25 protein-coding genes are annotated in these 24,109 nt (G+C 64.4%); 12 read left to right on the top strand and 13 right to left on the bottom strand.

From position 1 onward, the window contains the following. The first annotated feature begins 209 nt into the window (after positions 1–209). Positions 210–1,646 carry a DUF1254 domain-containing protein gene (locus JQ573_RS16580; protein ID WP_212313311.1) on the top strand — a complete coding sequence of 479 codons (1,437 nt, stop codon included), beginning with the start codon at positions 210–212 and terminating at the stop codon, positions 1,644–1,646. A 24-nt stretch (positions 1,647–1,670) separates the two neighbouring features. Next, positions 1,671–3,095 carry a DUF1254 domain-containing protein gene (locus JQ573_RS16585; protein ID WP_409334647.1) on the top strand — a complete coding sequence of 475 codons (1,425 nt, stop codon included), beginning with the start codon at positions 1,671–1,673 and terminating at the stop codon, positions 3,093–3,095. Between the two features lie 711 nt (positions 3,096–3,806). On the opposite strand, the gene JQ573_RS16590 is transcribed toward JQ573_RS16585, so the two are convergent. The 4 genes from JQ573_RS16590 to JQ573_RS16605 form a co-directional block, all read right to left on the bottom strand. Next, positions 3,807–3,989 (bottom strand): hypothetical protein, encoded by a 183-nt coding sequence (locus tag JQ573_RS16590; protein WP_212313315.1) that lies wholly within the window; start codon positions 3,987–3,989, stop codon positions 3,807–3,809. 7 nt (positions 3,990–3,996) lie between these two features. Then, positions 3,997–5,085 carry a PepSY domain-containing protein gene (locus tag JQ573_RS16595; protein ID WP_249131956.1) on the bottom strand — a complete coding sequence of 363 codons (1,089 nt, stop codon included), beginning with the start codon at positions 5,083–5,085 and terminating at the stop codon, positions 3,997–3,999. A 280-nt stretch (positions 5,086–5,365) separates the two neighbouring features. Further along, positions 5,366–5,545 (bottom strand): hypothetical protein, encoded by a 180-nt coding sequence (locus tag JQ573_RS16600; RefSeq protein WP_212313319.1) that lies wholly within the window; start codon positions 5,543–5,545, stop codon positions 5,366–5,368. A gap of 9 nt (positions 5,546–5,554) precedes the next feature. Beyond that, positions 5,555–5,788 carry a DUF6894 family protein gene (locus tag JQ573_RS16605; protein ID WP_097671814.1) on the bottom strand — a complete coding sequence of 78 codons (234 nt, stop codon included), beginning with the start codon at positions 5,786–5,788 and terminating at the stop codon, positions 5,555–5,557. 179 nt (positions 5,789–5,967) lie between these two features. On the opposite strand from JQ573_RS16605, the gene JQ573_RS16610 reads away from it, so the two are divergent. Genes JQ573_RS16610 through JQ573_RS16620 form a run of 3 tightly spaced genes read left to right on the top strand, consistent with a single transcriptional unit; the run spans position 5,968 to position 10,252 of the window. Continuing rightward, complete coding sequence (locus tag JQ573_RS16610) at positions 5,968–6,654, top strand: TetR/AcrR family transcriptional regulator (protein WP_212313321.1); 687 nt, start codon at positions 5,968–5,970, stop codon at positions 6,652–6,654. Next, positions 6,651–9,332, top strand: coding sequence for a molybdopterin-dependent oxidoreductase (locus tag JQ573_RS16615; protein ID WP_212313323.1), 2,682 nt, complete (start codon positions 6,651–6,653; stop codon positions 9,330–9,332). The genes JQ573_RS16610 and JQ573_RS16615 overlap by 4 nt, the downstream gene beginning before the upstream one ends. Further along, positions 9,329–10,252, top strand: a complete 924-nt coding sequence (locus tag JQ573_RS16620; RefSeq protein ID WP_212313325.1) for a xanthine dehydrogenase family protein subunit M — start codon at positions 9,329–9,331, stop codon at positions 10,250–10,252. The genes JQ573_RS16615 and JQ573_RS16620 overlap by 4 nt, the downstream gene beginning before the upstream one ends. Before the next feature lie 9 nt (positions 10,253–10,261). On the opposite strand, the gene JQ573_RS16625 is transcribed toward JQ573_RS16620, so the two are convergent. The 3 genes from JQ573_RS16625 to JQ573_RS16635 form a co-directional block, all read right to left on the bottom strand. Continuing rightward, positions 10,262–10,879 (bottom strand): LysE family translocator, encoded by a 618-nt coding sequence (locus JQ573_RS16625; protein ID WP_092126760.1) that lies wholly within the window; start codon positions 10,877–10,879, stop codon positions 10,262–10,264. Positions 10,880–11,093: 214 nt separating this feature from the next. Further along, positions 11,094–11,636: a hypothetical protein gene (locus JQ573_RS16630; RefSeq protein ID WP_212313328.1), complete on the bottom strand. Its 543-nt coding sequence runs from the start codon at positions 11,634–11,636 to the stop codon at positions 11,094–11,096. Positions 11,637–11,643: 7 nt separating this feature from the next. Continuing rightward, positions 11,644–13,083, bottom strand: coding sequence for an LVIVD repeat-containing protein (locus tag JQ573_RS16635; RefSeq protein WP_212313330.1), 1,440 nt, complete (start codon positions 13,081–13,083; stop codon positions 11,644–11,646). 120 nt (positions 13,084–13,203) lie between these two features. Between JQ573_RS16635 and JQ573_RS16640 the strand changes: the two genes are divergently transcribed. The 4 genes from JQ573_RS16640 to JQ573_RS16655 are packed head-to-tail and all read left to right on the top strand — an operon-like array spanning position 13,204 to position 14,983. Further along, a complete protein-coding gene (locus JQ573_RS16640; protein WP_028333124.1) occupies positions 13,204–13,518 on the top strand; it encodes a helix-turn-helix transcriptional regulator in 315 nt (104 codons plus the stop codon). Next, the gene (locus tag JQ573_RS16645; protein WP_212313332.1) at positions 13,511–13,975 is read left to right on the top strand and encodes an SRPBCC family protein; all 465 of its coding nucleotides are present in this window, start codon (positions 13,511–13,513) and stop codon (positions 13,973–13,975) included. The genes JQ573_RS16640 and JQ573_RS16645 overlap by 8 nt, the downstream gene beginning before the upstream one ends. Further along, complete coding sequence (locus JQ573_RS16650) at positions 13,968–14,435, top strand: SRPBCC family protein (RefSeq protein ID WP_212313333.1); 468 nt, start codon at positions 13,968–13,970, stop codon at positions 14,433–14,435. The genes JQ573_RS16645 and JQ573_RS16650 overlap by 8 nt, the downstream gene beginning before the upstream one ends. A 32-nt stretch (positions 14,436–14,467) precedes the next feature. Beyond that, positions 14,468–14,983, top strand: coding sequence for an SRPBCC family protein (locus tag JQ573_RS16655; RefSeq protein WP_212313335.1), 516 nt, complete (start codon positions 14,468–14,470; stop codon positions 14,981–14,983). A gap of 1 nt (position 14,984) precedes the next feature. Here JQ573_RS16655 and JQ573_RS16660 read toward each other — a convergent pair whose 3' ends face one another. The 6 genes from JQ573_RS16660 to JQ573_RS16685 all read right to left on the bottom strand — a co-directional run bounded on the left by JQ573_RS16660 (position 14,985) and on the right by JQ573_RS16685 (position 20,843). Continuing rightward, complete coding sequence (locus tag JQ573_RS16660) at positions 14,985–15,788, bottom strand: DUF2189 domain-containing protein (protein ID WP_212313337.1); 804 nt, start codon at positions 15,786–15,788, stop codon at positions 14,985–14,987. An 84-nt stretch (positions 15,789–15,872) separates the two neighbouring features. After that, positions 15,873–17,483: an acyl-CoA synthetase gene (locus tag JQ573_RS16665; RefSeq protein WP_212314307.1), complete on the bottom strand. Its 1,611-nt coding sequence runs from the start codon at positions 17,481–17,483 to the stop codon at positions 15,873–15,875. A 57-nt stretch (positions 17,484–17,540) separates the two neighbouring features. After that, a complete protein-coding gene (locus JQ573_RS16670; RefSeq protein WP_212313345.1) occupies positions 17,541–19,061 on the bottom strand; it encodes an FAD-dependent oxidoreductase in 1,521 nt (506 codons plus the stop codon). An 83-nt stretch (positions 19,062–19,144) separates the two neighbouring features. Next, complete coding sequence (locus JQ573_RS16675) at positions 19,145–19,612, bottom strand: hypothetical protein (protein WP_212313347.1); 468 nt, start codon at positions 19,610–19,612, stop codon at positions 19,145–19,147. A 15-nt stretch (positions 19,613–19,627) separates the two neighbouring features. Further along, entirely contained in the window at positions 19,628–20,083 is a 456-nt protein-coding gene (locus tag JQ573_RS16680; RefSeq protein WP_092124143.1) for a GatB/YqeY domain-containing protein, read from the bottom strand. 58 nt (positions 20,084–20,141) lie between these two features. Next, positions 20,142–20,843 (bottom strand): alpha/beta fold hydrolase, encoded by a 702-nt coding sequence (locus JQ573_RS16685; RefSeq protein WP_212313349.1) that lies wholly within the window; start codon positions 20,841–20,843, stop codon positions 20,142–20,144. Between the two features lie 161 nt (positions 20,844–21,004). On the opposite strand from JQ573_RS16685, the gene carA reads away from it, so the two are divergent. The 3 genes from carA to JQ573_RS16700 all read left to right on the top strand — a co-directional run bounded on the left by carA (position 21,005) and on the right by JQ573_RS16700 (position 24,104). After that, entirely contained in the window at positions 21,005–22,198 is a 1,194-nt protein-coding gene (gene carA / locus JQ573_RS16690; RefSeq protein ID WP_212313351.1) for a glutamine-hydrolyzing carbamoyl-phosphate synthase small subunit, read from the top strand. Positions 22,199–22,365: 167 nt separating this feature from the next. Then, positions 22,366–22,863 (top strand): PaaI family thioesterase, encoded by a 498-nt coding sequence (locus tag JQ573_RS16695; protein WP_212313353.1) that lies wholly within the window; start codon positions 22,366–22,368, stop codon positions 22,861–22,863. Between the two features lie 140 nt (positions 22,864–23,003). Beyond that, positions 23,004–24,104, top strand: a complete 1,101-nt coding sequence (locus tag JQ573_RS16700) for a mandelate racemase/muconate lactonizing enzyme family protein (protein ID WP_212313355.1) — start codon at positions 23,004–23,006, stop codon at positions 24,102–24,104. Positions 24,105–24,109: the final 5 nt, after the last annotated feature.

The raw sequence follows: 24,109 nt of genomic DNA on the forward strand, positions 1-24,109 counted from the left end.
CGTGTACCGCGATGTAACCTAAAACTCCGATGTAACCTGAAGCTCCAAAGCGGCAAACTGCCCCTGGTTTTTGGCGGCTGCGTATCACGTTGGCAGCCAAGCGTTCGGACGATCGATAATCAATAGAAGCTGCTTTTCTGGGAGTGATCGCTATCGTTCACGCCGATCCTTGGTCACATGGCAACGTCGGATAACAAGGGAGGGAGTTCATGAACAAATTCGCCCGCGCCCTGAGAGTGTTGGTGGCCGCCCTGACGGGCTCGATATGCACATTGACGCCGAACGTGTCGCTGGCGCAATGGCCTGACATCCGTGAGGCCAAGGCCATCGCCGAGGAAGGTTTCATCTACGGGCTACCCATCGTGATGAACTACGCGGTGATGTACGAGTATTCCGTCGACAAGAACTCGGGGCAATACAAGGCGCCGTTCAATCAGATCAAAAACGAGGCGCGTGTCTATACATACAAGGACACGGCGGTCGTCACTCCCAATAGCGATACGCCGTATTCCTTGTTATTCATGGATTTGCGTGCCGAGCCGATCGTGTTGTCCGTCCCGGCCGTCGAGACGACGCGCTATTATTCAGTGATGCTGTGCGACGGCAACACGTTCAATTACGGATATATCGGCAGCCGCGCGACCGGCAGCGAGGCCGGTGACTACATGGTTGTTGGACCAGACTGGCAGGGTGCAACGCCCCCCGGTATCAAGAAGGTATTCCGGTCCACGACGCAGTTTTCTGCCGCTGCCTACCGTACGCAGCTTTTCAATGCTGCAGACATGCCGAATGTCGAGAAGGTCCAGGCCGGCTACAAGGTGCAGCGGCTGTCGGCCTATTTGAAGCAACCGGCTACGGTCGCCGCAGCCGCAGTGGACTTTCCCAAGATCGACAAGGAGATGGTGAAGAAAAATTTCTTTGAGTATCTCGACTTTGCTCTCCAATTCGCGCCGGCGGGACCGGAAGAAAAAGAAATCCGCGCCAAGCTCGCGCGCATTGGGGTCGGGGCCGGCAAGACCTTTGACTTCAAGGACCTTCCGCTGACCCACAAGATCGAAATCGGACTAGGGATGAAGGACGGCGAAGAGAGGGTCGAGAAGTATCTCGCCAGCGGTGAGAAGGACGTCAACGGATGGAAAATCGGGTCGCTGTTCGGAGACAGACAATTCTACAGCGGCGACTGGCTGAAACGCGCTGCCGCCGCCAAGGGCGGCATCTATGGCAACGACGCGGCCGAGGCCGTCTATCCAATGGCGAAGACGCTTGCTGACGGCGAGGTCCTCGACGGATCAAAGCACCAATACACACTCACTTTCCCCGCCGGGCAGTTGCCGCCAGTGGACGCCTTCTGGTCGGTGACCATGTACGACGGCAAGACGCAATTGCTGATCGAGAATCCGATCAACCGGTACCTGATCAATTCGCCGATGCTGCCGGGCATGAAGAAGAATGCCGACGGTTCGTTGACGCTATACATCCAGAACAAATCGCCCGGCGCCGACAAGGAATCCAATTGGCTACCCGCGCCGAACGGGGACATCTATCTTGTCATGCGCCTGTACTGGCCGAAGACCGAAGCCCCGTCGGTTCTGCCTCCCGGTAACGGCACCTGGAAGCCGCCGGCAATCGCGGTGGCAGCCAACTAGGCGCATCCAGCGCCGAACAGCGAGATGGAGGGGGCAGACATGAAAGCCATTACTCGAAGAGGCTTTATGGGCGCGGTTGCCGTGCTCCCGGTGGTCCACTTCACGGCAGCCAACGCACAAGTTAGCGTCAATCCTGCGGAGGCGCGTGCCATTGCCAAGGAAGCCTACGTTTACGGCTTCCCGATCGTTGACAACTACCGAATCCAGCATGCCTATTGGGTCGATAAGACGACCCCGGAATACAAGGGGCCCTGGAATCAGATCTGGAACAGCGCTCGTGTCTTCACGCCCGCTGACACGGCGATCCAGACACCCAACTCGGACACGCCTTACTCCTTTGTCGGCGCGGACCTGCGTTCCGAACCTCTCGTACTTACCGTGCCGGCGATGGGAAAGGAGCGCTATTTCAGCGTCCAGCTCATCGATTACTACACCTTCAACTTCGACTACATCGGAACCCGAACGAGCGGCAACGGAGGCGGCAGCTTCCTGCTCGCAGGACCGGGATGGAAGGGTGATGCGCCCAAGGGCGTCGAGAAGGTCTTTCACTGCGAGACCGAACTGGCGTTCCCAACGTATCGCACACAGCTCTTCGATCCGGCCGATATCGAGAACGTGAAGAAGGTCCAGGCCGGCTACAAGGTACAGACGCTCTCCGCGTTTCTCGGGCAACCGGCACCCAAGGCGGCGCCGGCAATTGATTTCATCAAGCCGCTCACGCCCGCAGAAGAGAAGACCTCGCCAAAGTTCTTCAATATCCTGAACTTCGTCCTGCAGTTCTGCCCGACGGTCCCGTCCGAGGAGGAACTCATGGCGCGCTTCGCCAAGATCGGCGTCGGCGCGGGCAAGACCTTTGACGCGAGCAAGCTCTCGCCCGAGATCAAGACGGCCATCGAGCAGGGCATGGCCGACGCCTGGGCTGCCCTCGCTGGCCTGAAGCAAGATGTTGAGGAAGGGAAGGTGTCCTCCGGCGATGTCTTCGGTACGCGGCAGTATCTGAAAGGGAATTATCTCTACCGCATGGGGGCGGCCGCACTCGGCATCTACGGCAATTCGAAGCAGGAGGCGATGTATCCGACCTATTACGTGGATGCAGCGAAGCAGAAGCTGAACGGTGCCAATCGTTACACCTTGCGCTTTGCGCCGGGCCAGTTGCCACCCGTCAACGCGTTTTGGTCGCTGACGATGTATGATGAACCTCAGAGCCTGCTCGTCGCCAATCCGCTCAATCGCTATCTGATTAATTCACCGATGCTGCCGCAGCTCAAACGCGACGCCGATGGCGGGTTGACGCTGATTGTCCAAAACCAATCCCCCGGCAAGGACAAGGAAGCCAACTGGCTGCCCGCGCCAAAGGGGCCCTTCTCCATGATAATGCGTCTCTACTGGCCGAAAGAAGCAGCAACGGAAGGCAAGTGGATGCAACCGCCGCTACAGCAGACCGGGTGAGATACCGTTAGAAGCTGTTGCGGATGAATGAAGCCTGTACTTCAATGACGAACTGCGGCGTCACTCCAAACTCCTGTGTTTTTCGACCTAAAGGGTGCTGGGCCATGAAATGTACCAAGCGGTCGGTTGCCTTCGTCTGTGTACTCTTCGCAGTGTTTCTGTCATCGAGTACGAGAACACTCAACGCGCGCGACGCCGATCTCACCTCACTCACCTTCGCTGCGGCGCAGACCGCTAAACGGCAATGCACAAATACCTGTCGTGCGCGATATCGCGACTGCCTGTCTTTGAAGCAAATACCATCCTCCGAGTGTCGGGGCATTTACCAGGATTGCACCCGCTACAATTGTAATGCTGGTCACGCTGGTCGAACGTCTCGGCCGGGGTTTTCGTCGTAGTTGATCGCGAAGGCCGCCCGCGCTTCTCGCCCTAGTCGCTCGGACGGCGGGGACGAAGCCGCCGCTTCTTCGGCGAGCGTCGGATCGATGCCGCCTCGCGCTTCTTGACCGGCGCTGGCGCGACTCTGGATTTGCGAACGACCTCGATCGCCGTCGCCGAGCCGACGCAGCCGTGGCAGATGATCTGCGGTGCTCGCACCGGCGCGATGCCGCACGCTAGGCATTTGCGTGGCGGCGATTGCCTGCTCGATTTCCTGGTCGACTTGCCGCGCATCTCCGCGGTTGAGACACCGCAGGGATGCGCATATTCCGATCAATTCGGCCGGCGCCGCCAGATGAACAGCAGATAGAGCAGCACAGGCAGGCCGAGCGCCACCCAGGAGACGGCATCCCACCAGCCGTCGCCGACCAGCGCGCTGATCAATCCCACCGTGCTCACGATCGCAATGATGAGCGGAGCCGCGAAGATCTGGCTCAACGAACGATGTGCGACCATGCTGATGTCACGACGTGAACGCGGGGTGATCGATGGAGGCGGCGTTGGCGATGGCGCGGTCCTGGCTCACGCCGGCCTTGCGCCGGCGCAGCCACAGATACACGCCGGTGACGAGGATGAAGATGGTGAGGATGTCGAGCAGCGCCCAGACGATCTTGAGCGGCATGCCGCCGTAGTCGCCGAAATGCAGCGGCTGTGAGACGTAAAGCGTCGACACATACCAGGGCATGTCGCGGCTGTCGGTCAGATCACCGGTTTCCGCATCGATCAGCGCGGGCTTTAGCAGCCGCGAGGTCAGTGGCGTATCGCCGTGCAGGAACACCGCGTAGTGGCTCTTGCTGCTGAACAGGGTTCCCGGGAACGCGACGAAGCTCGGCGTCATTCCCGGCACCGCATGCCTGGCAACCTCGACGGCCCCATTCAGCGAGGTCAGCTTCGACGGCACCGGACGGTCGCGATACTGCGCGGTCATTTCAGCGAGCTGGCCGAACTGCCACATCTTGAGCACGAGGTCGGCCCAGGTGTTGATGACCCCGGTGAAGCCGACGACCAGCGTCCAGGCGACCAGCAGGATGCCGGCGAGATTATGGATGTCGAGCCAGCGCACGACGCGCCTCCGCTGCGCGCGGTAGGCGCCGAAGCGCAGCTTTCGCATCGACGGCGCGTAGACGACGATACCGGAAATGATCGCGACGCAGAACAGGATCCCCATCAATCCAAGGAACAGTTTTCCGGGCAGGCCCGCGAACATGTCGGTGTGCAGCTTCAGCATGATGTAGGTGAAGCGGCCGGTCACGTCGGGGGAATCGAGATAGGCGCCGGTATGCGTGTCCATCCGGACCAGGAGGTTGTTGGTCGGATCGGCGTCGATCGTCGGGCCGACGCTGACCCAGATCGCGCCGGGCTCGTCGCGATCCCAGATCAGGAAATGGGGCACCTTGCCCGGCGCCTGCGCGAGCGCGTTGGCGAGCAGATGATCCAGATTGGCCGGCGGCGTGCCCGCCGCCGCCTCGGCCGGCTTGACCTGGCTGTGCAGGAGATCGTCGATCTCGTCATGGAAGATCAGCGGCAGGCCGGTGATGCACAACAGCAGCATGAACAAGGTGCAGATCAGGCTGGTCCATTTGTGGACGGCGCCCCATCGCCGCAGGGATTTGGTCGTCGCAGTCAACTTCGCTACCTATTCCAGTCTCCATTCTTGTCGTCACTAACACGATGAAAGGTGCACGCCGTCGCGCGGCGATTAGAACCCGTCCAGTGTTGGACTTATCGTTGATCGTGTTGCGCTCTCGCAACGAGCGCGTCCGGGACCTGCGACGATGCGTCCCGGCTGTCAGCGCGATTTCCTGGGATCGTTCTAAATTGGATCGCGGCGTTCAACCGGCCGACGCCGCGCGGACGGGATGCTTCGCACGCCATCTGGGGCCCGGCCCGCGCATGTAGTGCAGCTCGGGCCGGTAGGGATCGCGCATACGCTCGATCAAGTTCTGCCAGCCGGTCGTGATCGCGTTCAGGCCGCGGCGCAGAGACGTCAATGATGACTGCAGCGACAGCATGGCTCGCTCTCAGTGCGGTTTGCCGAGAACGAATGCGAAGGGCAGGATGACGATCTCCTCGCCGTCCTCGTCGCTGACATGCACGGCCCAGTCGCGCCAGTCTTCCAGACTGACCGTTGCGACCAGCGAGCGCATCATGCGGGTCGCCGCCTCGCAGGCCTCGGCGAGGCTCGTCACCGAGGTGCCGCGGCGATCCATCAACACGCCGCGCGTGTTCGAGCAGTGGAAATAGACCTGCGTCATGTCCGTATCCTCGCAAGCTCCGGGCGATCGGGCTCGCCCTTGCACGACGAAACTTTACGCAGCCGGCGCGCGACGATCAGTGATGCGGCTCACACAGGCTCGGGACGGCCGCCAGGCGGCCGCGCCGCCCTCACCAAATCGCGATTTGACAGTTCTCCTATATTTGTCAAAATCGTCAAATGGGACCGAAAACCCGCATTCTCGACGCCACCATGCTGGTTTTCCGCCGGCACGGCTTTCGCCGCTCCTCGATCGAGCAGGTCGCCGAAGCGGCCGGCCTGACGCGGCAGGCGCTCTATCATCATTTCGAATCCAAGGAAGCGCTGTTCCGCGCCGTGATCGAGCGCGTGCACGAGTCCGCGATCGCGGCCGAGGAGGTTGCCGTTGCCGAGACAGAGACGGCGGGCGGCAGTCTCGGCGACATCCTTGCCGCAGGCATGACCGCGCGGATGTCGACCATGATCGCGTCGCTGGACGGCTCGCCGCATCTCGAGGAATTGTATTCGGAGCATCTCGTGCACGCGCGCGACCTCTACCAGACCTATGCCGCACGCTATGCGGAGCGCATGGTGGCCACCATCTCGCGGACCGTGCGCAAGCGTCAGCTTGCGCTGCCGCAGGAGCTCTCGCCGGCCGAATTCGCTCGGCTGGTCGAAATGTCGGTGTACGCATCGAAGTCGCAGTATCCGGCGATGCAGCCGGCGGATGCGTTCCTGAAGGACATGGCCATGATGGTACGAACGCTCTGCGCGGGCGCGGTGCCGAAATCCTTGCCAAGATCTTTGCCGAAATCCGGGAAGCCGCCCGTCAGGAAGGCGGCGATCAGGGCAAAGCCGACACGCCGCAAGACAGGAGGATGTCCATGAGCACGACGACCATCAACGGCCGCGTTGAATCGCTGCCCGATGATCCCGATTCGCTCTTGATCGACATCGTGCGCGACCAGCTCAAACTCACCGGCACCAAGCTCGTCTGCGGCGCCGGTGTCTGCGGCGCCTGCACGGTGCTGGTCGATGGCGCGCCGGTGGCAAGCTGCCTGATGCCGGCGCACGCCGCGGCCGGCAAAGCGGTGACGACGGTGGAGGCCATCGGCGCCGCCGGGCTGCATCCGGTGCAGAAGGCGTTCATGGCGCATGATGCCCTGCAGTGCGGCTTCTGCACGCCGGGCTTCATCGTGGAGGCGACCGCGTTCTGCGACCGCTGGCGCGCGACCAAGGGAACGGCTGTGCCGTCACGCGAGGAGATCGGCGCGGCGCTGTCGGGCCATCTCTGCCGTTGCGGCGCCTATGACGGGATCTTCCGTGCGGTGGCGGATGCCTGCGCCGGCCGTTTCGACGGCGACAATGTCACGGCGCCCCGCATCGAGGCGCGCGACAAGGTGACGGGCGCGGCAAAGTACACCGTCGACATCAATCATGACGGCCAGCTCGAAGGCCTGATCCTGCGCTCGCGCGAGGCGCATGCCCGCATCACCGCGCTCGATCTGGCTCCGGCGCGCGCGATCGCCGGCGTCGCCGCGGTATCGCTGATCGGCGACGATCGCATCGTGCGCTATGTCGGCGAGCCGATTGCGGCGGTCGCAGCGCGGGACCGCAAGACCGCGCTGGCCGCGCTCGCTGCGATCAAGCTGACCAGCGAACGGCTGCCCGCTGTGGTCGGGCTCGACGCCGGGCGCAAGGACGGCGCGCCTGTGGTGTTCGACAAAGCGAGCCGCAAGCGGGCCGGCAACGTCTCGGAGGCGGCCGGCGGGCCGGCGCCATGGAAGCAGAACATCCGCGGGCCGACCGCGGTGTTCTCGACGCGCGCCAAGAAGGCCCGCAACTGGGTCGAGGAGGCGCGCCAGGCCAATAACCGCCTGCTCGTCGAAGCGACCTTCCGCACTGCCACGCAGCAGCATGCATGCCTCGAGCCGCATGCCGCGGTGGCGCGCTTCGACGGCGACCGCCTGACCCTGCACGCCTCGACCCAGCAGGTGTTTCATCTGAAGGAGCAGATCGCAAAGCGCTACAAGCTCGATCACGACAAGGTCCGCGTGATCGCCGATCACGTCGGCGGCGGCTTCGGATCGAAGGCGAGCCTCGGCGTGGAGACGATCGCCGCCATCGAGCTGGCGCGCGAAGCGAAGGCGCCTGTTAGAGTCGCCTACGATCGGCAGGAAGAGCTCTCCGTCGCCGGCTATCGTCCGGCCGCGGAGCTGAAGGTCGCGCTGCTCCCGTCCGAGCAGGGCGGCCTGAAGGCCCTCTCGGTCACCGCGCATGCCGATACGGGCGCTGCGACCAATTCGACGATCGCGGGCCTGGCGCGGCTGATCTATCCGGCCGAGGCGAAGGACCTTTCGGATTTCGACGTCATCAGCAATCTGCCGCCCGGCGCGGCCTTCCGCGGCCCCGGCGGCCCGCCGATGGCATTCGCGGTGGAGCAGGCGATCGACGAGGCCGCGCTGCGGCTCAACGTCGACCCGATCGCCCTGCGCAAGCGCTGGGATCCCGATCCCAACCGCCAGCGACTCTACGACTGGGCATCCGGGCTCGAGATCTGGCGCAACCGGAAGCCCGCGCAGAACGGACGCTATCGCCGTGGCATCGGGATGGCGACCGGCTACTGGCTCTATCTCTGGCAGCCCAACGTGAAGGTCGAGGTCGCGGTCAAGGCCGGCCGGATTGTCGCCAGCACCGCGACGCAGGACATCGGCACCGGCACCCGCAGCGTGCTTGCCGACACGATCGCGCGCGAGTTCGATCTCGAACCGGCTGACATCGACGTGCGGATCGGCGATTCATCGCTGCCCGAAGGGCCGGGCTCCGGCGGCAGCCGCGTCACCGCCTCGGTGATGCCGCCGACGCTGCAGGCGGTGCGGAAACTGAAGGCCGCGATCCTCGAGCAGGCGACACGAAAGCCCGTGCCTGGCTCGAACGCGCCCTGGCGCGAGCTGATCGCGCGCTCGCCCGACATCGCCGTGACGGAGACGCGCGGCGAGGACGGCAAGAACACGGCGCCCGGCATCCGCTCGCCGCTGCGCGAAGTCGGCCTGATGGGCATGGTGTTCGGTTGGATGATGCGCCGCTTCTCGAACATCGCGGTCGGCGCCGGTGTGCCGAGCTCGGTGCAGGTGATCGAGGTGGAGGTCGACACCTGGCTCGGCCATGTCCGCGTGCTCAACGTGCATACCGGCATCGCGGTCGGCAAGATCGCAGCGCCCGCGCTGGCGCGCAGCCAGGCCTGCGGCGCGGTGATCCAGGGGCTCGGTTACGCACTCTACGAAGCGCGCGAGCTTGATCCGACCAGCGGCGACGTGCTGACCGCGGGGATGGAGGACTATCGCATCCCTGGTATCGCCGACACGCCCGAGATCGACGTCCATTTCGACGAAGCCGGCTTCGACCATGTGCTCGGCAACAGCGTCGGCATCGGTGAGGCGTCGACGGTGCCGACCTCGGCCGCGGTCGCCAACGCGATCCACGACGCGATCGGCGTCCGCCTCACCGAGATTCCGATCCGGCCCGACCGCATCGTCGCCGCACTGAAAGGGAGGGATGCCGCATGAGCGTCGCAAGCGCAGAAGTAATATCCGCGCCCGAATTCCGCGCCGCCGGCACTGATCTGTCGGAGCGCCGCCGCAGCGGCCTGTCGTGCGGAACGATCATCGATCTCACCGCCAGCCCCGACACGATCGGTATCGCATGGGGTGCGGACGGCGCGGCGCGCATCGGCGCGCTGACCGCGATCGCGGCGATCGCATCCGACGCGCGGCTCGCGCAGGCCTATCCCGGCATCGCCGCGGCCGCGCAGGGTCTTGCCACGCCGCAGATCCGGCACATGGCGACGCTCGGCGGCAACCTCGCCCAGCGCTCACGCTGCTGGTACTTCCGCAATCCGCAGATCGCCTGTCTCAAGAAGGGCGGCTCCGGCTGTCCGGCGCGAGCGGGCAACCATCTCTATCACGTCGCGTTCGATCTCGGCCCTTGCGTGGCGCCGCATCCATCGACCATGGCGATGGCGCTGCTGGCCTATGACGCGAAGATCGTCACCGACCGGCGCAGCGGATTGTCGATCACCGACCTGCTCGGCGACGGCAGCAACGGGGCGGCCGACAATCTGCTCGCACCGGGCGAACGGATCGAGCGGATCGAGCTCCCTGCTCCGCTCGCCGGCGAGCGCGCGCTCTACAAGCGCGCGATCAGCCGCTCATATGCGGAATGGCCGCTGGTCGAGATCTGCGTGCGGGCCGTGATATCCGGCGGCGCATTCCAGCAGGTCCACATCACCGCCGGCGGCATCGCCCCGGTCCCGGTGCGTCTTGCGGCAAGCGCTGCGGCGCTGCAGGGAAAGCCGGCCAACGCAGCCAGTGCGGCGCAAGCCGCCGAACTGGCAACAGCGGGCGCCAAGCCGCTGACGATGACGGGATACAAGCTCGATCTGCTGACGGGCCTGGTGCGCGACGTGATCGAGCGAATTGTGGCGTAGCGCGCGGGCTCAGCGCGCGCGGGTGAGCGCCAGCCAGATGCCGCCGCCGATCATGAAGCCGCCGGATATCCGCGACATCAGCCGCGTCCGCTCCTTGGAGAAGAACTTTCGGGCGCGGCCGGCCGCCAGGGCGTAGGCGGCGTCGGTCAGCACGGCGGTCGCCATGAAGGTGACGCCGAGCAGCGCCACCTGCGGAATGTGCGGCTTGTCCATGTCCATGAACTGCGGGATGAAGGCGCCGAAGAACACCAAGACCTTCGGGTTCGAGAGCAGCACCAGAAAGCCCTGCAGGAAGAAGCCGCCGCGTGGCGGCGGCGGCCGATCGTCGGTGCCGACGCCCTCGACCGGCGAACGGATCAGCTTGATGCCGAGCCAGACCAGATAGGCGGCGCCGGCAAAGCGCACCCAGTCGAACCAGTAGCCCATCGTCGCCATCAGCGAGGTCAGCCCGACCGCGACGATGCCGATCACGATCGCGAGCCCGACCTGCGCGCCCAGCACATTGGTGAGCGCGGCGCGCGTGCCGTAGCGCAGCCCGTTGGCGATCACCATCGTGACGATCGGACCGGGCAACAGCGCCAGCGCAATGCAGGCGGCGACGAAGGCGAAATAGGCTTGCAGGGACATTGGGGGCCCGTTTGTTGCTTGCGTCATTATGCATGCAAGAGCCGAACATGGAAGCGGTCTGCTCCCTCGCCCCGCTCTTGCGGGGAGAGGGTCGGGGTGAGGGGCTCTCTCCGCCAGGCGGTGCGAGTCGTTAGACCTGTACCCCCTCACCCGGATCGCAAGCGCGATCCGACCTCTCCCCGCAGGCGGGGAGAGGTGAAGAGCCAGTTCTAACTCAACGCCCCTCCATGGCCCCAATCATCCACGCTCTGATCTCTCGCGACTCCAGAAACTTTAACGTCGCGCCCTGTACGCGCGCCGTATCTCCCCCGCCCTGCGCCGCCACCGCCATGAGATCGCAGCGATGCGAGGCCGCGATGCCGATCGCGGTACGCTTCCCCTCGAGCATCTCGATATCATACGCCCTGATCCGTCCGGGCATATCGGCGACATCGACGACATCGCCGGCCTTCAGCGGCACAAAGAGCGGGCTGATCATGTCGACATCGGAAACGCGATCGACCTCGTCGTCATCGGCGACGCCGCTGTCGCAGTTGCAGAAGCCGAGCTTCGGCCGGAGATAGACCTCGACCTCAGTGCCGCACTCGGCCGCGCCGCACCGAAAGGCGCGGCCAGCGGGCCAGCCGTCACGCGGAAACGGCCAGGCGATCTCGCGCCATTGCGCGGGGTGCGGCGGCGCCATCTCGTAGCCGGCCACGGCCGACAGGCCGCCGAGCGCCAGGAACATCGCCGCGATGACCGGCCACGAGCGTATCATCGCCCGCTCACGGCAGACCGGCGACGGCCCGCGCCGCGCCGGTCAGTTCGAGAATGTGCAGGCCGGTGTTGGCGCGGTCGACCGCGTAGATATAGCCGCGCTCGTCCGTCTCGACATTGTTGGTCTGGATCGCGACCTTGCAGCGGTCCTTGCCGTCGATCGTGACGCAGCGCTTGTCGGTCGCCGCTGTGATGGCCGGAATGAAGTATCCAACTTCCCTCGGATGATAAGGATCGTGGATATCGAGCGCGCGGACGCCGGCGTTGAAGAAGGCGATGAAGGCCAGCTTCTTGTAATAGACCGGCGCCATGCTCTCGTTCGAAGAATGCGAACCGAACCGGCCGCCGCGCTCGCAGAATGCGCCGGAGGCCTCGGGCACGGTGTAGCTCGAGATCATCATCGGCCGCGCTTCCGTGGTGACGTCGGCGAACCACACCATCTGCCGCGCCTCGCCGCACTCGTTCTGGATCGCCTCATCGACGATCATCACGATGTCGCGGCTCTTGCCGTCCTTGTCATGGGCGAATTCCGCGATCGGCATGTCCGGCATCGGAAACACCGTGTGCGCGCCGTTCAACGCCGACAGCGGCATCCGCGCGATCTCCGGGAATTTCAGATTGTCCAGCGTCGGCTGCTTCGGCCCGTTCAACAGCTTCTCGCGATCGACGATCTGCAGGAAGCCGCCCTTGTCGGTGCCGTAGCCGAAATAGACGCGATTGCCCTGCGGCCCGGTCGAGATCGGCCCGTGCAGTTCGGTCGGCACCGCGCCGGTCGCGCCCGGCTCCTGCCCCGGCAGGCCGAAATCCCTGATCTTCTTTGGCTGCGCGGGATCGGAGAGGTCGTAGATTTGCGTCATGCGCCGGGTACGCCAGTCCGGCGCGCCCGACACCAGGAACGCGATGCCTGTCTCGCATTCCCAGAAATTCTTGTGCGTGTCCTTGAGCCCTCCGATCCGGGTGACGAGCACGGGATTGGCGGGATCGGCGACGTTCCAGATCTCATGCGCCTCGCTGCCGAAGGTGCGCAGCATGTAGACCGCGCTGCGATCACCCTTCGGCAGATCCTTGCCGTCGCAGATCCGCACCATCTGCGCGCCGCCGGATTCGTATTTGCCTTCCTGTCCCGGAATGTGCCGCAGATATTTCGGATGCGCAGGATCGGTGACGTCGACGATCGAGGTGCCGTTCGGCTCGGCCTTGCCGGTCATCGGATTGATTGGATCGGGAACGTCGTCGGTGCCGCCGTGATGGCCGATATAGGCGATCCATCTGTCGCCCTGGCGATGGATGGTCGGCTGATAGGCGCCGCGTGCCTGCAGGTCGCTGGTTCCAACCAGCCGCATGTTGGAGGCTTCGGGCGGGTCGCCGATCTTCTGCTGGGCGCTCGCAGCATTCGCGAGCAGGACAAGAAGAGACGTGCAGCAAACTGCCGTAACGCGACCACCCATGCGCATCACCCCGAGTTCCACGCCAATCTGCGTTGGCTGCGCGGAACGCTAGCACGGCGATACCAACGCCCAAACACACGCTCTTGACATGCAACCATTTGGTTGCCTATTATCTGACCCATGGACGAAGTCTTCAAAGCCCTCGCGGATGCCTCACGGCGGACGCTGCTTGACCGACTTCACGATCAGAACGGGCAGACGCTCGGCGAGCTCTGCGACGGCCTCGACATGACGCGTCAGGCCGTCACCAAGCACCTTGTGATTCTCGAGGAGGCCAACCTCGTCACCACGATCAGGCATGGCCGCGAGAAGCTGCACTACCTCAACCCGGTTCCGATCCATCAGATCGGCGAGCGGTGGATCAGGAAGTTCGAGCGCGGGAAGCTCGCCGCGCTCAGCGAATTGAAACGGCAATTGGAGAAGCGTGATGAGTAAGTCGGATTACGTCTACGTCACCTATATCGAGACCACCGCCGAGAAGCTGTGGCACGCGCTGACATCGAGCGACTTCACCGAACAGTTCTGGTTCGGCTATCGGGTCAGCTCGGACTGGAAAGTCGGCTCGCTCTACCATCTAACCAAGGATAGCCGCCGCGCCGTGCAGGGCGAGGTGCTGATCGCCGATCCGCCGAACAAGCTCGCCTATAGCTGGGACGTGGTGAAGGAGGGCGCCGCACGCGAACAGGCCTCGCGCGTGACCTTCGACATCGAGCCGCACGGCAGCGTGGTCAAGCTGACCGTGACGCACGACAATCTCGGTCCGAAGACGCTGCGCGACATCTCAGGCGGCTGGCCGATGGTGATTGCAAGCCTGAAGAGCTTCCTGGAGACCGGACGCGAATTGCCGGCCGACCTGCTCACGAGCGGCGCCAGGGAGGCCTACCATGCCTAAGCCCGAATTCGTCTACGTCACCTATATCGAAACCACGCCGGACAGATTGTGGGACGCGCTGACCAACAGCAGATTCACGCGGCAGTACTGGTTCGACACCGAGCTGAAATCGGACTGGAAGGTCGGCTCGCCGCTCGCGCTGGTGATGGACGGCAAGACCACCGACACCGGCGAGATCCTCGAGGCCGATCCGCCGCGGCGTCTCGCCTACACCTTCAAGCACGTGCTCGACGAGGACATGCGCAAGGAGCCGGCGACCAAAGTGGTCTTCACGCTCGAACCCCATGGCAAGATCGTAAAGCTGACCGTGACCCATGAGGGCTTCGGCGCCGGCAGCAAGCTGCTCGACGGCATTTCCAGGGGCTGGCCGGCGATCCTGTCCGCGCTCAAGAGCCTGCTCGAGACCGGCAAGGCGGTCACAATCCCGCCTGCCGCGCTCGGGATCGACGGCTTCGAATGACGATGAAAATCTATCGACGGGTGCGTACAGACATGAACATCGGGAAATTCAAGCCGGCGATCGTCTATGCGATCTACATCGCAGCCACACCCGAGAAGGTATGGCAGGCATTGACCCAGGCCGAGTTGAGCCGGCAATATTTCTCCGGCAACGCGGTCGAGGTCGATCTTCGGGTCGGCGGCGCCTACATCGTGCGCACGCCCGACGGCGCGCTGCATATCTCCGGCGAGGTGATCGAGTGCGATCCGCTGAAGCGGCTGACCGTCACCTTCAACGTCAACTGGCCGCTGCTCGTCGAAAAACTCGGGCCGACGCTCGTCACCTACGAGATCGAGCCAGCCGGCGACGGCGTGAAGCTGACCTTGCTGCAATCGCATGACCGCCCGATCAGCGACGACATCCTGTCCGGCGGCCGCACCGGCTGGCCGGCGATCCTCTCCAGCCTGAAGAGCCTCGTGGAGACCGGCAAGGCCATGGTGATCCCGATGCAGCCGCCGCAGCGCATGCTGGCCGCGCTGAAGGAACTGGGGGTTCCGATGCCGTCGTAACTCACTCCCGCCGCAGGATCGGGTCGGCAAAGGAACCTATGGGAACGACGACGCGGCGGTAGAGATGCCATGTGGTGTGCCCGAGCACCGGAATCGTCACGAGCAGGCCCAGGAAATACGGAATCGCCGAGACGATCAGCAGCACGACGATCACCGCCGCCCACCCAATCATGGGCAGCGGGCTCGTCACGACCGCACGCACGCTCGTGATCATCGCGGTCACGAAATCGACTTCGCGATCCAGCAGCAGCGGGAACGATATTACGGTCAGCGAGAACAGGATCAGCGACAGCGCCGCCCCGTCGGCATTGCCGATGACAAGGAACAACAGGCCCTCATTGGTGGTGAGCACCACCGTCAGGAATTCGCGGAAGCTGGAAAAGGAAACGTTGAGCCCGAGCAGGAGCGCGAGCAACAGCCTCACCTGATACATCCAGATCACGAACACAAACAGCGTGACGAACGCCATCCAGCCGATTTCGCCACGCGAGCGCAGCTTCGACCAGATCACGCTGAGCGAAATCGGCTCGCCCGTTTCGCGGCGCCTGCTGATCTCGTACAGACCGATCGCAACGAACGGGCCGATCAGCGCAAACCCCGCCGCGAGCGGATAGGCCAGATAGACCATGCCGAGCGCGGTCAGGCACAGCAGGATCGCGTTGCCTCCAATCATGTAGATCGCACCGAACATCAGTCCGTAGAGCGGCACGGCCTGGAAATCGCGCAGCCCCTGCCCGAGCGCCTCCGCGATGTCAGCCACGCGGATCTTGCGCACCACCGGATCGAGCTTGCCAGATATCGACATCAGCCTTGCCGCGAATGATTGAGCGGGCATCGATGCAGGCGACGGCGAGAACTGCATTGACGCCGATCAATATTGTGTCGCGGCCTACCCCAGCGCCCGCAACTCCCGCCGCAGCACCTTGCCCGTCGCGGTCATCGGCAGGCTGTCGGCGAACTGCACGAAGCGCGGATATTCGTGGGCGGCGAGCTGGACCTTGACGAATTCCTGGATCTCGCGCGCCAGCGCATCGCTCGGCGCATGGCCGGGCCGCAGCACAATCCAGGCCTTGATCGATTCGGTGCGGATCGGATCGGGAATGCCGACCACCGCCGACATCGCGACCGCCGGATGCTTCATCAGCGTGTGCTCGATCTCGGACGGGCCGACGCGATAGCCGGCCGTGGTGATGACGTCGTCCTCGCGGCTGACGTACCAGAAATAGCCGTCCTCATCCTGCACGCCGAGATCGCCGGTCAGCAGGAATTCGCCGGCATACTTCTTCGCTGTCGCTTCCGGATTGCGCCAGTACTCGATCATGGTGCAGGGGCAAGGCTGGCGCACACCGATGATGCCGCGCTGTCCCCGCGGCAGCTCCTCGCCCCTGTCGTTGACGATGCGGACGTCGAAGCCCGGCGTGGCGCGGCCCATCGAGCCCGGCCGGATCGGAAACAGGTTGGAGTTGCTGCCGATCACGAGATTGCATTCGGTCTGCCCGAACACCTCATGGGCATCGATGCCGAAGGTCTCGCGCACCCAGCCCAGAAGCTCGCCGCCGAGCGACTCGCCGCCGGTGAAGATGCTGCGCAGCCTGACGCCGGAATTTTTCACATTGGCCTGCCGCATCAGCTTCAGCGCGGTCGGCGGCAGGAACACGTTGCGGATGCCGAGCTCGGCCATCATCTGCATCGCGGCCTGCGGCTCGAACTTGCGGGCGCGGTGACCGACCATCGGAATGCCATGGTACCAGAACGCGAACAGGCCGTTGATCAGGCCGCCGATCCACGCCCAGTCGGCCGGCGTCCACATCAGGTCGCCGGGCTTGGGGAGGAAGTTGTGGCACATCTCGACATTGGGCAGATGGCCGAGCACGACGCGGTGCGCATGCAGCGCGCCCTTCGGATTGCCCGTGGTGCCGGACGTGTAGATGATCAATGCGGGATCGTCGGCCGAGGTGTCGACGGTGGCAAATTCCGGTGATGCCGACTTGATCGCGTTCCAGAATGACTTCGTACCGGCCGGCGTCTTATCGCCGACGATGTAGACGCTCTTCAGCTCGGGCAGGCGATCGCGGATCTTTGCGATCTTCTCCCAGCCGGCCTCATCGGTGAGGACGGCCTTCGCCGCCGAGTTCGACAGGCGGAATTCGAGCGCATCCTCGCCGAACAGCGCAAACAGCGGGATCGAGATCAGCGCCGCGCGGAACGCCGCAAGATGCGCGACCGGCAATTCGAGCGATTGCGACAGGAACACCGCGACGCGGTCGCCGCGCACCAGGCCGTCGGCGTTCAGGACATTGGCGAAGCGGCGCGAGGCGTCCGCGACCTCATCGAACGAGGTGCGCGTGGTGCCGCCATCCTCGTCAACATAGATCAGCGCAAGCCGGCCCGTGCCGTCGGCATGGCGGTCGCAGCAGGCGGTCGCCATGTTGAAGCGCGCGGGGACATCCCAGCGGAAGTTGCGATAGAGCTCGTCGTAGGTTTTGGCTTCCTGAAGCATGGCTACAGAGTAGACCATCGCCGTCGGACCACAAACCCCTCCTTGCGGGGAAAGCGGTCAGGCTGCCGCCCGCTCCATTGTGATCTCGGCCTCAAGGCTTTCGCGGTCGCGATAGATCGACGCGACCGCGAGCACGCGCCCGCCGCGCTTGTAGCGGAGCATGCAATCCCTGCCGGCGATGCTGCCGTTCACCGCGATCTCGTCCCACTGCTCGGCGTGGCCGACATAGTTGATCGGCACGTCGTAATGCTGGCTCCAGAAGAACGGCACCGCATCGAACACCTCGCGCTGCCCAAGCATATTCCGCGCGGCGGTCTGGCCCTGGCGCTCAGCCACCACCCAGTGCTCGACCCGGATGTTCTCGCCGCTATGCGGATCGGGCCAGCGCGCGATATCGCCGGCCGCGTAGATGCCGGGGACGCTGGTCTCGAGACAGGCGTCCACTGTCACGCCGCGATCGATCGCGAGCCCGGCTCCCTCCGCCAGCGCCAGCCGCGGCTTCACGCCGACACCGAGCACGACGAGGTCGGCATCGAGCACCGGCCCGCTCTTCAGGCGCGCGCGCTTGCCGTCGATCGCGGTCACGGTGTCGCCGAGGTGGAAGACGACGCCATGCTCCTCGTGCAGCGCGCGGACGAAATCGCCCATCTCAGGCCCGAGCACGCGCTCCAGCGGCCGCTGTTCCAGCCCGACCACGTGAACTTCGATATCCCGCGCGCGCAACGAGGCCGCAACCTCGAGCCCGATGAAGCTTGCGCCGATCACAACCGCGCGGCGCGCTCCGCTGGCCGAGGCGATGATCGCCCGGCAATCGTCGAGGGTGCGCAACACATGAACGTGGGGCTGGTCCGCGCCCGGGATCGGCAGCCGCACCGGCTCCGCGCCGGTCGCCAGCAGCAGCCCGTCATAGGGAATTGTTTCGCCGCCGGCGAGCACGACGTTGCGGCGGCCGGCGTCGATCGACTGGACCTCGGTCCTGAGCCTGAGATCGATCGCCGCGTCGGCGTAGAAATTGTCCGGCTTCAGCGGCAGCCAGTCTTCCGGCGCGCTGCCGGCGAGGAAGTCCTTCGACAGGTTCGGCCGATCCACCGGCGGCGCAGCCTCGCCGCTCAGCATGACGATGCTGCCGCGATAGTCCTGCCGTCGCAGCATCTCGGCGGCGGCAAACCCCGCCGCGCCTCCACCGACGATCACGATCCTACCGGGCGCATCGACCGGTCCCTTGACGCGGGGTTTCGGCTGCTCGCGCTTCTCGCGCACGATGATGCGATCGCCCTCATGCTCGACCTTCCAGACCGCGAGCGCGTTGAAGGCGGGTGCTTCGGTCGCTTCACCGGTGCGAACATCAAAGCAGGCGTGATGCCAGGGGCAATGGATGGTCTCGCCCTCCACCAGGCCTTCAGCGAGCGGGCCGTGGTAATGGCTGCAATGCGCATCGATGGCGAAGATATCCGCCCCCGAACGCACCAGCAGCACGTCCTCGTCGCCGACATGGCCGAGCAACATCGTGCCCGAGAATTCGGGAAGTGCGACGCCTTGTGTCAGATCCGGACCGGAAGGAGCTTGCTGATCGGCCATGGCCTGTCTCCAGTTTTTCCAGAACCTCACCTCGAGGGCGCCGCCTTCACCGGGCCTTGGTGCCCCTTTGCGGCAAGCCGATCTCAGCTTCCCTGCATGTAGCGGACCGGGTTCTCCTGATCCGCCTTGAAGATCTCGGCGGCCTCGGCGAACAGCGCCGCAACGGCAGCCGCCTTCAGATCAACAAACGCCTCGAAACTGAAATTGTTGCCACCCGCCCGTAATTCGCCGAGCTTGCCGGCGTAGCAGGACACCAGCGGCTTGCCGCCGCGGGTCACGGCGACATAGACGCTGATGTAGTTCTTCTGCAGCGCCACCCCGATCACCGGCCAGACAGCCGTCTTGCCGGACTTGATCGCATAGCGAAACTGACCGTAGCCGATCATGTTCATGCGCATGCCGGCCTCACCGGCCGGCGTGCCCGCATGAAAGTGCCGCTTGAGCGAAGGCGCGGCCTTTCGCATCACCGCATGCAGTTGTTCGAGATCCGCGGTCCGGCCGGGATCAAAGGCGAGGTAGGCTTCCAGGCTGTCCGCCGCGACACGAAACATCGGAAGCCTCCGCCGCTATCCCGCGAGCGCCGCCTTCACCAGGCCGCTGGCCTTGCCGAAATCCATCTGGCCGGCGTATTTCGCCTTCAGCGCCCCGATCACCTTGCCCATGTCCTTGATGCCGGCCGCATTGGTCTCGGCGATAACAGCCGCGATCGCGGCCTTCACGTCGTCATCGGACATCTGCTTCGGCAGGTAGGCGGAGATCACGGCGATCTCCTCGCGCTCCTGGGCGGCGAGCTCGGCGCGGCCGCCCTTGTCGTAGAGCTCGACCGATTCCTGGCGCTGCTTGATCATCTTCTGCAGGACGCTCAGAAGGTCGGCATCGGACAGTGGCGGCTTGCCCTGCCCGCGCGCGTCGATGTCCGCGTTCTTGATGGTCGAATTGACCATGCGCAGCGTGGAGAGCTTGCGCTCATCCTTAGCCTTCATCGCTTCCTTGACCGCAGTGTTGATATCGTCGCGCAGCATCCTGGTGTCCTTAAACTAGCAATCCCCTCATGTAGGCAGTTTGCAGCGACTGGACAACCTAGTTCCGCAACCACTCAACCAGCGCGTCCGCGCAGGCCTGCGGCTGTTCCAGCTGCGGCAGGTGACCGCAATTGGCGAGCACCACGAGCTTTGCCCCGGGAATGCCATTGGCCATCTCGTCCGACAATAAGTTCGGAACGGTGTTGTCGGTATCCGACGTCAGCACCAGGGTCGGGCACTTGATCCAGGCCATGCTCGGCCGCGAATCCGGCCGGCTGAGCACCGCGTTCTGCTGGCGGATGAAGGCTTCCGCGCCGACATCCTCGCTCATGTCCTCGACGATTCGGCGCAGGTTTGCATCGCCCTGCCGCGACGGATGCACGAAGCCCGGAAACAGCTCGTCGACCACGCTCCGGTACTGACCGGTTTTGGCACGCTCGATCATGCCGCGGCGGCGTGCGGTTGCTTCCGGCGTGTCAGCCCTCGCCTGGGTGCTCATCAGCGCCAGTTTCGCCACCCGCTCGGGCGCCTGGCGCATGATCTCGAAGGCGATGTAGCCGCCCATCGAATGCCCGGCGAGCGCAAAGCGCGGCGGTGCCTCGGCCAGGATCCGGCGGGCGATCGCGCCCATATTGTCGTCCCTGACATGGTTGGCGACCGTGACCGGCCCGCACCGCCACAGCGCCGGGATGACCGGGGCAAAGATCCGCGGTGAGCAGATGAGGCCCGGGACGAGCAGGATCGGCATCGTATTGTCCATGCGGGAGCTCCGGACCGGGTCATTTTCGGCAAGCAAACGGCCGCTTCAAGGAACTTTAGATTAAAAGGCCGTTCAGGCCTGTCAAATCGGCGGGTATTGCCGTGTGAATCCGTGCCCTTTCGCTTTGACGCCGCAGGGTGCGGCGACTATTTAAAGGGCTCATGACAACCCCCGAAAACGCTCCCGCCTGGCCGGACCACAAACCGACCGCGCTCCTTGTGCTCGCCGATGGTACCGTGCTGGAAGGCTTCGGTCTCGGCGCGGAAGGCCACGCCGTCGGCGAGGTCTGCTTCAACACCGCGATGACCGGCTATGAGGAGATCCTCACCGATCCGTCCTATGCCGGGCAGATCATCACCTTCACCTTCCCGCATATCGGCAATGTCGGCACCAATGAGGAAGACATCGAGACGGTGAACATGGCCGCGACACCCGGCGCGCGCGGCGTGATCCTGCGCTCGGCGATCACGGATCCCTCGAACTACCGCGCCACCAAGCATCTCGATCAGTGGTTGAAGGCGCGCGGCATCATCGGCCTCTCCGGCATCGACACGAGGGCGCTGACCGCGCTGATCCGCTCCAAGGGCATGCCCAACGCCGTGATCGCGCACGCCAGGAACGGCGAGTTCGACCTGCACGGCCTGAAGGAAGAGGCCCGCGAATGGCCGGGCCTCGAGGGCATGGACCTGGTGCCGATGGTCACCTCCGGCCAGCGCTTCACCTGGGATGAGACCCCCTGGGAGTGGGGCAAGGGTTTTGGCCAGCAGACCGCGCCGGAGTTCAACGTGGTTGCGATCGACTACGGCATCAAGCGCAACATCCTGCGCCTGCTCGCCGGTGTCGGCGCCAAGGTGACCGTGGTGCCGGCGACGACGGCGGCCGAGGATATCCTGGCGATGAAGCCGGACGGCGTGTTCCTGTCGAACGGCCCCGGCGATCCCGCCGCGACCGGCAAATATGCCGTGCCGGTCATCCAGAAGGTGATCGCTTCGGGGACGCCGACCTTCGGCATCTGCCTCGGCCATCAGATGCTCGGCCTCGCCGTCGGCGCCAAGACCATGAAGATGCACCAGGGCCATCACGGCGCCAACCATCCGGTCAAGGACGAGACCACCGGCAAGGTCGAGATCACCTCGATGAACCACGGCTTCGCGGTGGACCAGGCGACGCTGCCCAAAGGCGCGACCCAGACCCATATCTCGCTGTTCGACGGCTCCAATTGCGGCATCGCGCTCGAGGGCAAGCCGGTGTTCTCGGTGCAGTACCACCCCGAGGCCTCGCCCGGCCCGCGCGACTCGCACTATCTGTTCCAGCGGTTTGCCGATTTGATGCGGAAGAAGAAGAGCGCTGCCTAGAGTTCGATCGTCATTGCCGGGCTTGACCCGGCAATCCATCCCTTAAAGAAAGTTGGATGCCCGGACCACCTGGTCCGGGCATGATCTTTTGTCACGCCTTGCGTGAGCGGTCTCTGCCAAGCTACTCGTCATATGATGACGATCATCGAGCAGCAGGATTGCCCGACATGACCGATAGCGCCACCCCAAAGCCCGCATATGGCGTGACCTCGATCGAGCTGATGGCGTCGATGCCGGGGCTCGACTTCGTGCGCGGCATCTTCGCCCGCACCCTGCCGGAGCCGCCGATCATGGAGAATGTCGAGCCGTTCGACTGCACCGCCGAGCCGGGTCATGTGGTGATCCACAGCATCCCCGGGCTGCGCCACTACAACCCGATCGGCTCGGTGCATGGCGGCTATGTGGCGATCCTGCTCGATTCCGCCATGGCGCTCGCGGTGCAGACAACATTGCCGAAGGGTTCGGGCTACACCACGCTGGAGTTCAAGATCTCCTTCGTCCGCGGCATGAGCCAGGACACCGGCAAGATCCGCACCGAGGGCCGGGTGCTCAACGCCGGCCGGCGCGCCGCGACCGCCGAAGGCCGCATCACCGATCAGAACGGCAAGCTGATCGCGCACGCCACCACGACCTGCATGGTGTTCGAGCTTCCCAAAAACGCCTGAAGGCAATCGCGTCTTGGCGTAAGGTCCTGGCGCAATGGAGGCATGACGAAGCGCGCTGGATTGGCGGCAGTGCTCTGTGATTGAGTTTCCCTGACCGAGATCAGGCCACATGATCCGGCCTGGAAGGAAGGAAACGCCCGATGACCTCAACCAATCCGGACATGACCATCCGCGACATCCGCGTCACAATGCTGCGGCTGCCCTGGGCCGACGATCGCTGGCTGAAGGGCGCAGCGCTGGGCGCGACGCGCGACATCCTGATCTGCGACGTCGAGACGTCCGGCGGCATCACCGGCATGGGCTATCTGTTCGTGTTCCGCCCGGCGATGCAGTCGATCGCGGCCTGTCTCGACGAGTGCATCATCCCGCGCGTGATCGACAAGGATGCCACCGCGATCGAGGCGATCTGGCGCGATCTGTGGACGGCGACGATGACCTATGGCCGCGGCGGCATCGCCGCGATGGCGATGTCGGCGCTCGACATCGCGCTGTGGGATGCGGTGGGAAAACGCGCCGGCCTGCCGCTGCACCGGCTGTGGGGACACTATCGCTCGGAGATCCCGATCTATGGTTCGGGCTGCTTCCGCGGCGCCGGCGGTGACGGGATGATCGAGAAGGCGCTGCATTTCGTGAAGCAGGGCTACAAGGCGATCAAGATGCAGGTCGCGCATGTTCACACGCCTGCGCAGGACCTCGACAATGTGCGCCGCATGCGCGAGGCGCTCGGGCCCGACATCGACATCATGATCGATGTCAACATGGGCTGGAGCGCAGATGTCGCCATCGAGATGGGCCGCAAGTTCGAGAAATACGATATCTACTGGCTGGAGGAGCCGGTGCCGGCCGATGATTTCGCCGGCTATCAGCGCATCGCGGCGGCGCTCGACATGCGCGTCGTCGGCGGCGAGACGCATTTCACGCGCTACGATCTGCGGCCGTTCTTCCTCAATCCCTGCCTGCCGATCCTGCAGCCCGACCCGATGCGCGGCGGCATGACCGACCTGCGCAAGATCGCGGCGCTTGCGGACACGTTCGGCATCACTATCGCGCCGCATCTGTTCCCCGAACTCAATGTGCACCTCTTGGCTTCGATCCCGAACGGCATCTGGTGCGAGAACATGGCCCTGATCGACGACCTCTGGGTCGATCCGCCGGAGATTGCCAATGGCATGATCACCGCGCCGGAGCGGCCGGGGCATGGGCTCAAATTCAAGGACGAGGTGCTGAAGTTCAAGATCTAGCGGGA

The sequence above is a fragment of the Bradyrhizobium sp. AUGA SZCCT0105 genome (assembly GCF_018129565.1).
Lineage (GTDB): Bacteria > Pseudomonadota > Alphaproteobacteria > Rhizobiales > Xanthobacteraceae > Bradyrhizobium.

Bases quoted from the DNA above. Each gene is read 5' to 3' on its own strand.
- JQ573_RS16645 (WP_212313332.1), top strand. From the start codon at position 13,511: ATGAGTAAGTCGGATTACGTCTACGTCACCTATATCGAGACCACCGCC.
- JQ573_RS16630 (WP_212313328.1), bottom strand. From the start codon at position 11,636: ATGATACGCTCGTGGCCGGTCATCGCGGCGATGTTCCTGGCGCTCGGC.
- JQ573_RS16695 (WP_212313353.1), top strand. From the start codon at position 22,366: ATGACCGATAGCGCCACCCCAAAGCCCGCATATGGCGTGACCTCGATC.
- JQ573_RS16580 (WP_212313311.1), top strand. From the start codon at position 210: ATGAACAAATTCGCCCGCGCCCTGAGAGTGTTGGTGGCCGCCCTGACG.
- carA (WP_212313351.1), top strand. From the start codon at position 21,005: ATGACAACCCCCGAAAACGCTCCCGCCTGGCCGGACCACAAACCGACC.
- JQ573_RS16685 (WP_212313349.1), bottom strand. From the start codon at position 20,843: ATGGACAATACGATGCCGATCCTGCTCGTCCCGGGCCTCATCTGCTCA.
- JQ573_RS16610 (WP_212313321.1), top strand. From the start codon at position 5,968: ATGGGACCGAAAACCCGCATTCTCGACGCCACCATGCTGGTTTTCCGC.
- JQ573_RS16700 (WP_212313355.1), top strand. From the start codon at position 23,004: ATGACCTCAACCAATCCGGACATGACCATCCGCGACATCCGCGTCACA.
- JQ573_RS16620 (WP_212313325.1), top strand. From the start codon at position 9,329: ATGAGCGTCGCAAGCGCAGAAGTAATATCCGCGCCCGAATTCCGCGCC.
- JQ573_RS16640 (WP_028333124.1), top strand. From the start codon at position 13,204: ATGGACGAAGTCTTCAAAGCCCTCGCGGATGCCTCACGGCGGACGCTG.
- JQ573_RS16625 (WP_092126760.1), bottom strand. From the start codon at position 10,879: ATGTCCCTGCAAGCCTATTTCGCCTTCGTCGCCGCCTGCATTGCGCTG.
- JQ573_RS16655 (WP_212313335.1), top strand. From the start codon at position 14,468: ATGAACATCGGGAAATTCAAGCCGGCGATCGTCTATGCGATCTACATC.
- JQ573_RS16600 (WP_212313319.1), bottom strand. From the start codon at position 5,545: ATGCTGTCGCTGCAGTCATCATTGACGTCTCTGCGCCGCGGCCTGAAC.
- JQ573_RS16650 (WP_212313333.1), top strand. From the start codon at position 13,968: ATGCCTAAGCCCGAATTCGTCTACGTCACCTATATCGAAACCACGCCG.
- JQ573_RS16670 (WP_212313345.1), bottom strand. From the start codon at position 19,061: ATGGCCGATCAGCAAGCTCCTTCCGGTCCGGATCTGACACAAGGCGTC.
- JQ573_RS16590 (WP_212313315.1), bottom strand. From the start codon at position 3,989: ATGGTCGCACATCGTTCGTTGAGCCAGATCTTCGCGGCTCCGCTCATC.
- JQ573_RS16660 (WP_212313337.1), bottom strand. From the start codon at position 15,788: ATGTCGATATCTGGCAAGCTCGATCCGGTGGTGCGCAAGATCCGCGTG.
- JQ573_RS16605 (WP_097671814.1), bottom strand. From the start codon at position 5,788: ATGACGCAGGTCTATTTCCACTGCTCGAACACGCGCGGCGTGTTGATG.
- JQ573_RS16635 (WP_212313330.1), bottom strand. From the start codon at position 13,083: ATGGGTGGTCGCGTTACGGCAGTTTGCTGCACGTCTCTTCTTGTCCTG.
- JQ573_RS16595 (WP_249131956.1), bottom strand. From the start codon at position 5,085: ATGCTGCTGTTGTGCATCACCGGCCTGCCGCTGATCTTCCATGACGAG.
- JQ573_RS16675 (WP_212313347.1), bottom strand. From the start codon at position 19,612: ATGTTTCGTGTCGCGGCGGACAGCCTGGAAGCCTACCTCGCCTTTGAT.
- JQ573_RS16615 (WP_212313323.1), top strand. From the start codon at position 6,651: ATGAGCACGACGACCATCAACGGCCGCGTTGAATCGCTGCCCGATGAT.
- JQ573_RS16585 (WP_409334647.1), top strand. From the start codon at position 1,671: ATGGAGGGGGCAGACATGAAAGCCATTACTCGAAGAGGCTTTATGGGC.
- JQ573_RS16680 (WP_092124143.1), bottom strand. From the start codon at position 20,083: ATGCTGCGCGACGATATCAACACTGCGGTCAAGGAAGCGATGAAGGCT.
- JQ573_RS16665 (WP_212314307.1), bottom strand. From the start codon at position 17,483: ATGCTTCAGGAAGCCAAAACCTACGACGAGCTCTATCGCAACTTCCGC.